Here is a 13569-nt window from a genome sequence, read left to right on the forward strand (position 1 = left end):
CCTTTAATGATTTGCTATTAAATCTATGTCTCTATGTGGTTAGTTTTTTTAGCGATAGTTTAAAAATCAAATTCTTCTTTTGCCGATGTTGAATCAATAACAGTAGTATCTTGAACTTTGATGTTCAATAAAGAATGAGCACGACCCGTAAGTGTTATCGGAGCTGATAAACCAATAGTATCTTCGGGAACCAATAATCCACGGCGAAACATTAAGTTTCTCAAGAAAGCTTGCTGTTTAGTGGCGTATGCTTTTTGCAAACCTTCTTGGTCAAATTGCCACATGAATTTCTTTGGTTTTGGGATAATGGTAGCCAGGAATAGACATTCTTGCACATTCAAATCGGCTGGTCTTTTCTGGAAATAAAACTCGGCTGCTTCGCCAATTCCATATATGTTCGGACCCCATTCGATAATGTTGAAATATACCTCGAGCATACGTTGTTTGCTCGTGATTCGGTTGTTTTCAATGATATACACCAATAGAATTTCTTCCAGTTTTCTCGACAAGGTTTTTTCTCGGGTAAGGAATACATTTTTAACCAATTGCATGCTTATGGTACTTGCGCCACGAGAGAATTTTTTGGTGCGAATGTTTTTCAGAATCGATTGTTTGAAGGCTTCGTTTATAAAGCCATGATGTGACATAAAAGACGGATCTTCGGAGGTTAGAACACATTTTTGCAAGTAAGGTGATATTTGGTCCAAAGGCGTGTAATACGGATTGCTGGCGCCTACAAAAACGGGTCGTTGAGGAACGCCTTTGTCAATGGCTCGATAGGTAAACTCACCATTTAATTTGGCTAAATCTATATTCCCGTATTTGGTTATTTTTAAATTTTGTTTGGTTATGTTGCTTTTGAAAACAATGGTATTTGGCCTATTTTTGTTGAACATAAAATCCAATTTATAATCAAAATCTCCGGTGGCTTCCATACCTTGAAAATGGGTAAACAAACCATCAGGAAGAGAGGTGATAAAATCTTGAGCTTTCATTTTCGGAATAGCCACTTTTAGTTTATAAACCGTATCTTCTTCGGTGTTATAAGAAAGGTAAGGATGAAGTTTAATTTTGTTGAATTGAAAAGTCGAACTGCTGTCGATAGAAATAAAATCCGAACCCAATAAGAAACGGTAATCAAATCTCGCATTTTTGATAATGACATCTTTGTTGGCAATCCTTTTATGATTCATTTTCAAATTTGTAATCGAAGTATAACCGTCCAAGTGCAATTCGCCACCACTCATGTCAATATTTTGAACATTGAATCGAATGGAATCAAAACTAGCTTTTAGGTTGTAACGCTCATCAAAATAAGGAACTTTGATAGCGCCGGTGTCAATATTGAAAAAGTGTAAATCTCCTTTTTTGTTTCTAGGGTCTGCAATACCGTTGATTCTCCAACGTTGCGCAAAAGTGTTGGTTTGAACCTCGATAGACGATTCTAATTTAGTTTGATATAAAGTTAGTTTTTTGAAGTTTACGGTTGCTTTTTTGCCATTGTCATCGAGTTTGAATACCAAGTTTTCAAGAGTCATATCCGTTGGAACCAAATTGAGGACTTTGGAGATAATTCGATAGGCAAATTCGGCGTAATCTCTTTTTTTATTGGTTTTGGGTTCGTTTTTGTCTTTTTTCAAGAAAGCACCAAAGTTTTTGATCTTTCCTTTTTTGGTTAACTGAACATAACCATTTTTTATTTCAAGAGTTCCGAGCTGAACATCGCCAATTAGCAGACGCCATAAATTGACACTTGTTTTTATTTTTTGAATTTTAAAAATAGTGTCCCGGTTTTTTGGTGCCAGTGTGATTTCGTTCAATTCTATTCCTGAAATACCGTCAAAAGAAGCTTTTTTGATTGCAAACTCACTATTGTATTCCAGTTTCATTGTGGTAGAAACTTTGTCGATGGCCTGATCCAAAAGTTCGTTCCTAAATACAAGAAAACCAATTAAGAGTACAGCAATAACTATCCCAAGTATTTTGGAAGCAAGTAGTAACTTTTGTTTGTTAGTTCTCATATATGTAAAAGGAAAAGAAGTCTTTTTTAAAATAATGTTTTATCCGAACAACTGGCTGGCAACATCTTCGATTTTGGCCACCAATTGGATTTTTATTCCCGTATTTTTTAAGGCGATTTTATTGTATTTGGATACAAAAATAGTCGAAAATCCCAATTTTTCAGCTTCTTGAATACGCTGATCCACTCGGTTGACAGGACGAATTTCACCCGAAAGCCCAACTTCGCCAGCAAAACAAAAATCTTTGTTGACTGGAATGTCTTCATTTGATGATAAAATGGCGGCCACAACAGCTAAATCTATGGCTGGATCGTCTACGGAGATTCCGCCGGTTACATTCAAGAAAACGTCTTTGGCACCAAGCCTAAAGCCAGCTCTTTTTTCCAAAACGGCTAAAATCATGTTTAGTCTTTTGGCGTTATAACCTGTAGTGCTTCTTTGCGGTGTTCCGTAAACTGCGGTACTTACCAACGATTGTATTTCAATCATCAAAGGTCTCATGCCCTCGAGTGTAGTTGCAATGGCCGTTCCTGACAATTCTTCGTCTTTGTGAGAAATCAATATTTCGGATGGATTTGATACTTCTCGCAATCCGCTGCCTAGCATCTCATAAATCCCAATTTCGGCAGTTGATCCAAAACGGTTTTTCAGCGAACGCAAAATACGATAGACATGGTTGCGGTCTCCTTCAAATTGAAGCACCGTATCGACCATATGTTCCAATATTTTTGGACCTGCTATAGTTCCGTCTTTAGTAATATGTCCAATTAAGATTACTGGAATATTGGTTTCTTTGGCAAATTTGATAAGTTCTGCAGTTGTTTCTCGTATTTGTGAAATACTTCCTGCAGTAGATTCAATATAATCGGTATGCAAAGTTTGAATCGAATCGATTATGACAATTTCGGGCTGAATGGCTTCAATCTGTTTGAAGATATTCTGTGTTTTTGTTTCGGTAAGAATGTAGCAATTATCTCCGTTTGGAGTGATACGTTCGGCACGCATTTTTATTTGTTTTTGGCTTTCTTCGCCAGAAACGTATAAAGTTTTGTAAGGTAATTTTAAGGAAATTTGCAATAAAAGTGTACTCTTTCCAATTCCAGGCTCACCTCCCAGAAGGATAAGAGATCCAGGAACGATTCCTCCACCCAGAACTCTATTCAATTCGTTATCGGTAGTATCGAGACGAATTTCTTCTGCACTGTCAATTTCGTTGATTCGTAACGGTTTTGGTGCTTTACTAGTGGTAGATGATTCACTTTTCCAAGCTACTTTTTCCTGCTTTTGTATAATTTCCTCGGCAATAGTATTCCATTCTTTACAGGAATTGCACTGTCCTTGCCATCTGGCATATTGCGCACCACAATTCTGGCAAAAAAAAGTTGTTTTTACTTTGGTCATTATTATTGCTTTTTTTCTTCTGTAACAGGTGTGTCTGTGGCAGGAGTTTCTTCGATTACTTCTTGCTTTGCTTCAGTATCTTGGCCTACTTTTCCTTTTATTTTTGGTTTTTTGGCAAAGGTTTTTTTCAATTCTTCTGCTTTGGCGAACATCATGTCTTTGGTAAGATCGGCAATTTCTTCTTTATTGAAGCCCGACATATAATAGCGTACGGCTCTTGGATTATCTCCTTTTTTTTCAAACATGGTAGCTAATTCATAATCGCCTAGCATGCTTTTTGGGTAACTTTTGTCGGCAAGAATCGCTAAAGCATCTAGCTCGTTGTAATCTTTATTTTCAATAATAGCAGCTTCAATGGCTTTGAAATCGGTAATTCGAATTGGATTTTTTATGCCAAATGAATTTTCAATGATATCATACTTGTTTTTTAAATAATCAACATAGCCTTCTTTGAGCGTTACTATTTTTGTGTCATATTCTAGTACGGAAATAGGTTGAGCCGCAGCAAAAATTTGATACAAAGCTGTTGGGATAGAATGCAAAACTAGAGAGAAATGGGATACATCGTTAAAATTTTCAAACTTGTAATTTAGATTTGGATTTTTTTTGGTTTGAATTTTGGTATCAAAAATTTTAATTCTTTCTTGCATTTTTTTATCATCACCGTCTGCTGAAGAGAGATAATAAAAAATAGGCTGTTTGATAGAATCTAAAATATCCGGCATATCATTTTCCATATTCACCGGTAAATCAGGACTTAAACAAATATAAGCATTGAATAATGGGTTATCTTTATATAAAAAGAAGTTTGAGAAGGCTGCAGTTATATCGTGCCCCGCGATGATTTTAAAATTGGTAGTTCTATAGTCATGTTGTATAAATGGAAGGAGTTCCAGAGATATAAAGTCAAAGAAATCGACACTTTTCCCATCGGGCATTCCTGTTACTTCGTCCAAACCACAATCAATTGACCTTTGGTTGTTTTGACCTTGGCTTATTCCTACAACAATTACCTCAGGTAAATCATCCCAATGAGCCCCATAGTTTAAAGTTCCTAAAAACGGGTTCAGTAGATAGTCACCATCCATTAAAATTAATAGAGGGTATCTTTTGGTTGGATTTTTTTCATAGGAGGCAGGTAGAGAAACGTAAAGCTCTCTTTTTTCTTGAAGTTTTCCGGAATCGAAATGAATGATTTTTATTTGTGAGTAACCAGAAACAGAAAAAAAGACTAGTAATACTATAAATAAATGTTTCATATAATAATGGGGTTGGTTATTTTATGATAAATAGAGTAGCAATATAAACAATTATTTTATGTATTTACAAAGGAGGAATGGACAAACCTATTATGTCAATGAATTGTCTTTTTCATTTGGAAAAACAATCCAGGGTTTAAATGTCTTGGCTTCCTCAAATTCTAGAGTTGCATAGGAAATGATGATGATGATATCGTCCTTTTGAACTTTACGTGCCGCTGGTCCATTTAAGGTGATTATTCCGGAATTTTTTTCGCCAACAATGGCATAAGTATCAAAACGTTCTCCATTATTTATGTTAACAATGGAAACTTTTTCACCCTCTATTATGTTTGCTGCTTCTAATAATGCTTCGTCTATAGTGATACTTCCGATGTAATTTAAGTCGGCTCCTGTGACTCTTACTCGGTGGATTTTTGATTTAACAACTTGAATGTGCATGGTATTTTTTTAATTTAATGAAATGGTGTCTATTAGTCGGATGTTGTTGACAAATACCGCTACGAATGCTCGATATTTTTTGTTTTTACTTTTTCGTTTGCAAGTCGTAAGTGTTGTTTCATCTGCAATTTCAAAGTATTCTAAAGTAAATATTTTATTTTTATTGAATTCATTTTTAACCCATTGGGTAGTTTTTTCTGCGCTATTATTTGAGAATTTTGCTTTGGCTCCGTTTAGTATTTTATAGATAATTCCAGCTTCTTCTCTTTCGTGCAAAGTTAAGCGTTCATTTCGAGAACTCATAGCTAAGTTGTTGATTTCTCTATAAATAGGGCAAACAACAATTGTTACATCTAAGTGATTTTTTTCAACCATCTTTTTGACGATTTGCACCTGCTGAAAATCTTTTTCGCCAAAATAGGCTCTGGTTGGTTTTACGATTTCAAAAAGACGTTTTACAATGGTTCCCACACCGTCAAAATGCCCCGGTCTAAACTTTCCTTCCATTTTATTTTCCAATCCGTCAAAATCGAAAGATTGTGATAGGGTTTTTCCTTCATACATGTCGTCGACTGTTGGAGCAAAAACGATAATTTCCGGATTGATGTTCGAGATTTTTAGTATGTCAGCATCCAAAGTGCGAGGATATTTTTGCAAGTCTTCTGGATTGTTAAATTGAGTCGGATTTACAAAAATACTAACAACAGTTATATCATTTTCCTTAGTAGATTGAAGCATTAGCGACTGATGTCCCTCATGCAAAGCACCCATTGTCGGAACAAATCCAATTGAAGAATTTGTAGTCTTTAAGGAGATTAAATAGTCCATTAAAGCCGCTTTTCCATAGAAAATTTGCATGGCAGTTTTGTTTAAATTAGGTGCAAACTTAATATTTTAGTCCATAACTGCATAAAATTTTGTAATTTTGCGTGGTTTTTATTGCCAATAATTAATCAATTTATACTATGAAAGATAAGAGGATATTATACGTATCATCTGAAGTTGTACCTTATCTCGCTGAAAATGAGGTTTCATTAATGTCTTATGACGTACCAAAAATGATTAATGATCAAGGAGGGCAAATTAGAATTTTTATGCCAAGGTATGGAAATATTAACGAGAGAAGACACCAATTGCATGAAGTGATTCGGTTGTCTGGAATGAATTTGGTGGTGAATGATTTGGATATGCCCCTTATTATTAAAGTAGCTTCTATTCCGAAAGAAAGAATACAGGTTTATTTTATAGATAACGAAGAATATTTTAAAAGAAAAGCAACTTTTGCCGATGAGGAAGGGGTGATGTATCCCGATAATGATGAGCGTGCGATCTTTTTTGCAAAAGGCGTTGTAGAGACTGTTAAAAAATTAAATTGGGTACCGGATATTATTCATGTACACGGTTGGATGGCCGCCATGTTGCCTGTTTACATGAAGCATTTTTATAAAAACGAAGCGTTGTTTTCAGATACTAAGATTGTTACGTCTGTTTATAGTCAGTCTTTTGATGGAACATTGGATGTTGAAATGATCAATAAGGTTAGATTTGATGGTATTCCTGATGAAGCAATTGCCGAACTAGAAGTTCCAAATTATGAAAATATTATAAAAGCAACTATTCGTAATTCTGATGCTGTAATTATTGCCTCAGATGGACTCTCCCCAAGTTTAACAAAATTTATAGAATCTTCTAATAAACCTTTTCTACCTTTGAAACATAAAGATGAATTTTCGGTGGCTTATACTGAATTCTATAAAAATATGTTGTTATAAATCAATCTTTTACGAATAAATATGCTTAAAAATTCTTTTTTTAAAACAATTCCTTTCCTTTTATTTATTGTTCTTTTTAATTCCTGTGATAAAGAATTTAATGTTGTTGGTGAAGATATTATAGGCGATAATTCTTTTGATATACAAAAGAGGGAATATCCTGTGGTAGCATATAATCAAAAATTAGGGCCTATTCAATCAAATAATTTAGAGGTTAATCCTCTAGGGATATATAACAATCCTTCCTTTGGTACTACTAATGCGAATTTTGTTACTCAAGTAACTTTAGCGACTTTAGATCCTGCCTTTGACGCTTCAGCTACTATAAAAAAAGTGGTATTGACTATACCTTATTTTTATGATAAAAATAAAACTGTAGTAAATCCAGATGGAAGTAGTACTTATGTTTTGGATTCTATTTATGGTCCAGATAAGGCCAAAATGAAGCTCAGTGTTTATGAATCTGGTTATTTTATGAGGGACTTAGATCCTGAGGAACAATTTTCACAGCCTCAAAAATATTATAACAATCAATATTCGGATTTTAATCAGTTAAAAATTGGAGTCCCTTTAAATGACGGGTCGAATACAGCCGAAAATACAGAATTCTTTTTTGATCCGGCAGAGCATGTTGCAAAGACTACCAACTCAAATGGTACCGAAGTAACAACAAGAACGCCTCCTGGAATGGAGTTAAGTTTGAATAAGGATTTCTTCCTGAATAAAATAATTAAATCGCCAGCGGGACCTTTGATAGATAATAATGCGTTCAAAAATTACTTTAGAGGATTGTTTTTCAATATCGAAACTATAGGGGGTAATCCAGGAAACATGGCAATGCTTAATTTTAAGTATGGAAAGATAACGATTACTTATTCGGAGACTATAAATTCTGTAACTACAGATAAAACATTGGTATTAAATTTATCTGGTAACACTGTTAGTTTATTGGATCAAAGTAATATAAATATTAATTATGCAAATGCGACGGATCCCGCTAGTATTAACTCTGATAAAGGTGATGCTAATTTGTATCTTAAAGGAGGGGAAGGTTCAATGTCTATTTTGAAATTATTTGACCCAACTGACAATCATGGTCTTGAATTAAGCGATGGTCCGAACAAAGTTCCGGATGAGTTGGATGACATGAGAAGAAATAAATACCTTATTAATGAGGCAAGCTTAGTTTTTCATTTGAATTCGGGTGCTATGGGTACAAGTTATGTGCCGCAAAGAATTTATTTGTACGATTTTACAAACAACCAAGTGTTGATTGATTATAGAGAGACTACGGCTGTCGTTAGTAATACTAAAAACAATAAATATATTTTTGGGGGTATTCTAACCAAGAAATCCGATGTAGAAGGTGGTTCTTATTATAAATTTAGGATTACTAATCATATTAGAAATCTTGTCAAGTACGCTGATTCAACTAATGTTAACTTGGGATTAGTTGTTACAGAAGATATTAATAAGTCCAGTTTTTATGCTTTAAGGGATAAAACCGGTTTTCCTTTAAAAGCGCCGATGGCTTCTGTCATGAATCCATTAGGTACTATTGTCTTTGGTAATAATATTCCAACAGATGATAAGGATTATAACAAAAGATTGAAATTCGAAATTTATTATACAAAACCTAATTAAGAGAAACTATGTGCGGAATTGTTGGATATATAGGCTATAGAGAGGCCTATCCTATAGTTATAAAGGGGTTAAAAAGATTGGAGTATCGCGGGTATGACAGTGCCGGTGTGATGTTGTATGATGGCGAGACAATAAAATTATCTAAAACAAAAGGAAAAGTATCGGATCTTGAGGCGAAAGCTGAAAAAGAAATCACTACAAACGGGACTATTGGAATTGGACATACGCGTTGGGCAACTCATGGTGTGCCAAATGATGTCAATTCGCATCCTCATGTTTCTAATTCGGGAGATTTAGTGATTATACACAATGGGATCATTGAGAATTATGCTCCTTTAAAGGTAGAACTAATAAAAAGAGGTTATACTTTTACTTCGGATACAGATTCTGAGGTTTTGATAAACCTTATAGAAGAGGTACAGAAGAAAGAAAAATTAAAATTAGGAAAAGCAGTTCAAGTGGCTTTAAATCAAGTGGTAGGTGCTTATGCTATAGCTGTTTTTGATAAAAAAAATCCTAATGAAATTGTTGCGGCAAGATTAGGAAGTCCATTGGCAATAGGTATTGGTGAAGGCGAATATTTCATTGCTTCGGATGCCTCACCATTTATTGAATATACTTCAAATGCAGTGTATCTTGAGGACGGGGAAATGGCTAATATCAGGTTACATAGACCCATGAAGGTCCGTAAAATTAAAGATGATTCTATCGTTGATCCTTATATTCAAGAACTTCAGATGAATTTGGAGCAAATTGAAAAAGGTGGTTACGATCATTTTATGTTGAAAGAAATTTACGAGCAACCAAATGTAATTAAAGATACGTACCGTGGAAGATTACATGCAAATGAAGGGATTGTTCAAATGGCTGGTGTTGAAGATAACCTTGAGAAATTTCTAAATGCGGACCGTATTATAATTGTTGCTTGCGGTACCTCTTGGCATGCTGGTTTAGTAGCTGAATATGTTATTGAAGAGTTTGCCAGAATCCCTGTTGAAGTTGAGTATGCTTCTGAATTTAGATATAGAAATCCAATCATAAACAGTAAAGATGTTGTGATTGCTATTTCTCAATCTGGTGAAACTGCCGATACTATGGCGGCTATAAAATTAGCAAAAGAACACGGAGCATTTGTTTTCGGGGTGTGTAATGTAGTTGGGTCGTCTATTTCAAGAGAGTCGCATGCCGGTGCTTATACTCATGCTGGACCAGAAATTGGAGTTGCTTCCACAAAAGCTTTTACAACTCAAATTACAGTTTTGACAATGTTGGCATTGCGTTTGGCTAAAGCTAAAGGAACTTTGACGCAGTCCGACTTTCATACTTATTTACAAGAATTGGAATTCATCCCTGAAAAAGTTAAAGAAGCATTAGAAACTAATGATAAAACTAAGGAAATTGCAGCTGTATTTAAAGATGCTCCAAATTGTTTGTATCTAGGTCGTGGATATAACTTCCCGGTAGCGCTAGAAGGGGCTTTGAAGTTAAAAGAAATTTCGTATATACATGCTGAGGGTTATCCTGCGGCTGAGATGAAACACGGACCAATTGCATTAATTGATGAATTGATGCCGGTTATTGTTATTGCTCCAAAACAAGGACATTATGATAAAATTGTAAGTAATATTCAAGAAATCAAATCCAGAAGTGGAAAAATTATTGCGGTAGTCACCAAAGGAGATACGCAAGTTCGCGAATTAGCAGATTATGTTATTGAGATACCAGAAACATCAGATGCATTGTCGCCATTGATTACTACTATACCGTTGCAACTTTTATCGTATCACATTGCTGTTATGAGGGGTTGTAATGTTGATCAACCTCGAAATTTAGCAAAATCGGTTACTGTTGAATAACGAATTGTTATAGAATTTTAAAAAAGCGAGATTTATTTCTCGCTTTTTTTTGCTTTAGACTTTTTACGAAATCGTTGTAAATTTTGTGATAAATTTAATGGAATTACCAAATTATTATGTATGCATAGTATGTTATGCGATTAACTCATTATTTTATTATTAATTATGCAAAATGTAAAAATATTGAATTGTTATATAATGAACTGTTTTGTTAATAATAATAATAAATATTTTTATATTTCTTACTTATAATTAAAAAATATGTGTAATTTGGCGCCACTAACCAACAAAATTTTACCATATGAGATTGTATTTGCTTTTTTTAACATTATTCTTTTGTAGCATATCTTTTGCGCAAAATTCTATCAAAGGTGTTGTTACTGATGAAAATAATCAACCTATTCCAGGAGCTAGTATTAAAGTGTCTGGATCAAATGAAGGGACGACTTCGGATTATGATGGTTCCTTCGTGTTGGTTACCAAGCAGGCGCCTCCTTTTTCTATTGATATTACAGCGGTAGGACATGCTTCTTCCAGTGTAAATGTAGAGTCAGTATCTCAAAAAATTCAAGTAAAACTAAGTTCAGAAGAGACAAAATTAAATGAAATTGTAGTTTCTGCTTCTAGAGCACCGGAAAGAGTGCTTCAATCGCCTGTTACGATTGAAAGAATGGGAATTGCGCAAGTTAAAAGTACTACGGCTCCAACTTTCTATGATGGTTTAGAAAATTTAAAAGAAGTGCAATTCAATACCAGTAGTATCTCATTCAAAACAGTTAACACTAGAGGGTTTGCTGCTGTTGGGAATACTCGTTTTATGCAGTTGGTAGATGGAATGGATAATTCATCACCTGCGTTGAACTTTGTGCTGGGTAACTTAATTGGTCTTTCGGATATTGATGTGGCTAGTGTGGAGCTTTTACCTGGAGCTTCTTCTGCGTTGTATGGTGCTAATGCATTCAATGGAATTTTATTTATGAATAGTAAAAATCCTTTTACATATCAAGGGATTAGTTCTTATGTGAAATATGGTCAAACTTCTCAAGATGTTGCCGGTACTAATGATTATTTTGATATGGGAATTAGAGCGGCTACAGCTTTTAATAAATATTTTGCTGTAAAAGCTAACTTCAATTATATGAAAGCTACCGAATGGATTGCAGATGACAGAAGAAGTGTTACTGGTGGTTCAATTGGTCATGATGGGAACCAAAACTATGATGGTTTGAATATTTATGGAGATGAGGTAACTACTTTTATCAACAATGTTGGACAGGTAAGTAGAACTGGTTACCGTGAAAAAGATTTGAACGACAATAAAGTGAATAGCGTAAAAGCTGATTTTTCATTACATATTAGACCTTGGGCAGATGATACCGAAATCATGCTTCAGTATAAATTAGGTTTAGGAAATACAATTTACCAAGGAGCGAATAGATATGCTTTGAACGATTTCTTTATGAGTCAAACGAAAATTGAAATAAAAGGGAAAAACTTTTTTGCAAGAGCTTATCAATCTTCGGAAGATGCTGGTAACTCTTATGATATGCGTTTTGCAGGTTGGAATGTGCAAAGAGCTGCAAAATCAGACACTAACTGGTTTACAGATTATGCTACATCTTTTCAGTTGTCTTCAGCTGTTTTGGGACTTAATGCCGATCAAGCGGCCAATTATGCAAGATCTTTTGCTGATACCAACGTTTCGCCAGGTTTGAACTTAGTGCCTAATACAGATCCAACTAATCCTTCTGCGCCAAGAAATGCAAGATTTGAACCAGGAACTCCTGAGTTTACAAGTGCACTTAATGCTGTTAAAAGTAATCCTGATTTTACGCAAGGAGCTAAATTTACAGATCGATCTAAAATATACCACTCCGATGTTAATTATAACTTTAAAGACTTAATTAAGTTTGCTGAAATTCAAGTGGGAGGTTCTGCTCGTCAATACGAAATGAATTCTAATGGATCTATTTTTACCGATTATGATGGGCCAATTCGTTACAACGAATATGGAGTTTATACTCAAGGGTCTAAACTGTTTATGGAAGATCGTTTGAAAGTGGTTGCTTCTGTGCGTTATGACAAAAGTCAAAATTTTGACGGAAATGTTTCTCCAAGAGTTTCATTTGTTTATTCTGCTGGAGCACAAAAAAATCACAACTTTAGAGCTTCTTACCAAACAGGTTTTAGGAATCCTACTACACAAGATCAGTATATCGGACTTGACTTAGGGCCATTTGCTTTGATCGGTTCGGCACCGGAAAATTTAGTTCGTTATTCTGAAATTAGAAATGTGAGTGCCGCAGGACAAGCTGCAGGAGCAGCGGCTACAGTACCAATGAACGGTACCAATGCTTATAACAATTCTTATACATTAACTTCTGTTCAGGCTTTTGGTGCTGCTTTGTCTGCTAATCCTTCTGATGTTGCTGGAGCTGCTGCTTTATTGAAATCTGCAAATGTTCAGTTAGTTCGTCCAGAAGAAGTAAAAGCATATGAGTTAGGATATCGTGCCGTAATTAATAATGATTTATCGGTTGATTTGAATGGGTATTATAACCAATACAATCATTTCTTGAATACATCAAGAGTGGCTGGGGTTTATTATGGAGATGTTAATACAGCCATAAACTTATCAGACCCGTTAAGTCCTGTGTATGCTTTGGCAAGAAGTGACCGAAGAATTTATCAAGTATATTCTAATACTAGTGCTGATGTTGCTTCTTTAGGTTTTGGTGTTGGGTTGTCTAAAAAAGTGTATAAAAACTTTGAATTAGGAGCAAACTATAATTATTCTCAATTGGATTTCGATCAATCTCAAGATCCAGGATTTGTTACTGGATTTAATACTCCAAAACATAGGGTAAAAGCTTCGTTGGGAAATACAAGATTGTTTAAGAATTTTGGATTTAACACAAACGTAAGATGGAATTCTGAATATTTATGGCAATCTTCTTTTGCTGATGGAATGATTCCTTCTACCACTGTAGTTGATGCTCAAATCAATTATGCTGTTCCAACCTGTAAATTATTGTTCAAAGTTGGAGCTACTAATATTGGAGGTAAAGATTATATTCAAGTAATTGGAGCTGGATCTATCGGTCAACAATGGTTCGCTTCATTGACGATTAATCCTTAATTAAAAAGACAAGACAAAAACTTAAAAATATAGAGT

The 13569-nt window shown here is 34.7% G+C and carries 9 protein-coding genes; 4 read left to right on the plus strand and 5 right to left on the minus strand.

Annotated features, from left to right (window positions below):
* Positions 1–59: 59 nt before the first annotated feature.
* From HQN62_RS03020 to panC, 5 genes are all read right to left on the minus strand, one after another.
* Complete coding sequence (locus HQN62_RS03020; protein WP_173503272.1) at positions 60–2021, minus strand: transglycosylase domain-containing protein; 1962 nt, start codon at positions 2019–2021, stop codon at positions 60–62.
* A 39-nt stretch (positions 2022–2060) separates the two neighbouring features.
* Positions 2061–3422, minus strand: coding sequence for a DNA repair protein RadA (gene radA, locus HQN62_RS03025; protein WP_116796463.1), 1362 nt, complete (start codon positions 3420–3422; stop codon positions 2061–2063).
* Positions 3423–3424: 2 nt separating this feature from the next.
* The gene (locus tag HQN62_RS03030; protein ID WP_173503273.1) at positions 3425–4681 is read right to left on the minus strand and encodes an alpha/beta hydrolase; all 1257 of its coding nucleotides are present in this window, start codon (positions 4679–4681) and stop codon (positions 3425–3427) included.
* Positions 4682–4771: 90 nt separating this feature from the next.
* Positions 4772–5122 (minus strand): aspartate 1-decarboxylase, encoded by a 351-nt coding sequence (gene panD, locus HQN62_RS03035; RefSeq protein WP_077378752.1) that lies wholly within the window; start codon positions 5120–5122, stop codon positions 4772–4774.
* A 9-nt stretch (positions 5123–5131) separates the two neighbouring features.
* A complete protein-coding gene (panC, locus tag HQN62_RS03040) occupies positions 5132–5980 on the minus strand; it encodes a pantoate--beta-alanine ligase (RefSeq protein WP_173503274.1) in 849 nt (282 codons plus the stop codon).
* A 107-nt stretch (positions 5981–6087) separates the two neighbouring features.
* On the opposite strand from panC, the gene HQN62_RS03045 reads away from it, so the two are divergent.
* The 4 genes from HQN62_RS03045 to HQN62_RS03060 all read left to right on the plus strand — a co-directional run bounded on the left by HQN62_RS03045 (position 6088) and on the right by HQN62_RS03060 (position 13533).
* Positions 6088–6894 (plus strand): glycogen/starch synthase, encoded by an 807-nt coding sequence (locus tag HQN62_RS03045; protein WP_116796460.1) that lies wholly within the window; start codon positions 6088–6090, stop codon positions 6892–6894.
* Between the two features lie 21 nt (positions 6895–6915).
* The gene (gene bamH / locus HQN62_RS03050; protein WP_173503275.1) at positions 6916–8538 is read left to right on the plus strand and encodes a BamH family beta-barrel-assembly machinery protein; all 1623 of its coding nucleotides are present in this window, start codon (positions 6916–6918) and stop codon (positions 8536–8538) included.
* Between the two features lie 8 nt (positions 8539–8546).
* Entirely contained in the window at positions 8547–10394 is a 1848-nt protein-coding gene (glmS, locus tag HQN62_RS03055; protein WP_173503276.1) for a glutamine--fructose-6-phosphate transaminase (isomerizing), read from the plus strand.
* 301 nt (positions 10395–10695) lie between these two features.
* Positions 10696–13533, plus strand: coding sequence for a TonB-dependent receptor domain-containing protein (locus HQN62_RS03060; protein WP_116796457.1), 2838 nt, complete (start codon positions 10696–10698; stop codon positions 13531–13533).
* Positions 13534–13569: the final 36 nt, after the last annotated feature.

It is taken from the genome of Flavobacterium sp. M31R6 (assembly GCF_013284035.1).
GTDB lineage: Bacteria > Bacteroidota > Bacteroidia > Flavobacteriales > Flavobacteriaceae > Flavobacterium.

Bases quoted from the DNA above. Each gene is read 5' to 3' on its own strand.
- bamH (WP_173503275.1), top strand. From the start codon at position 6,916: ATGCTTAAAAATTCTTTTTTTAAAACAATTCCTTTCCTTTTATTTATT.
- panD (WP_077378752.1), bottom strand. From the start codon at position 5,122: ATGCACATTCAAGTTGTTAAATCAAAAATCCACCGAGTAAGAGTCACA.
- HQN62_RS03060 (WP_116796457.1), top strand. From the start codon at position 10,696: ATGAGATTGTATTTGCTTTTTTTAACATTATTCTTTTGTAGCATATCT.
- glmS (WP_173503276.1), top strand. From the start codon at position 8,547: ATGTGCGGAATTGTTGGATATATAGGCTATAGAGAGGCCTATCCTATA.
- panC (WP_173503274.1), bottom strand. From the start codon at position 5,980: ATGCAAATTTTCTATGGAAAAGCGGCTTTAATGGACTATTTAATCTCC.
- radA (WP_116796463.1), bottom strand. From the start codon at position 3,422: ATGACCAAAGTAAAAACAACTTTTTTTTGCCAGAATTGTGGTGCGCAA.
- HQN62_RS03030 (WP_173503273.1), bottom strand. From the start codon at position 4,681: ATGAAACATTTATTTATAGTATTACTAGTCTTTTTTTCTGTTTCTGGT.
- HQN62_RS03020 (WP_173503272.1), bottom strand. From the start codon at position 2,021: ATGAGAACTAACAAACAAAAGTTACTACTTGCTTCCAAAATACTTGGG.
- HQN62_RS03045 (WP_116796460.1), top strand. From the start codon at position 6,088: ATGAAAGATAAGAGGATATTATACGTATCATCTGAAGTTGTACCTTAT.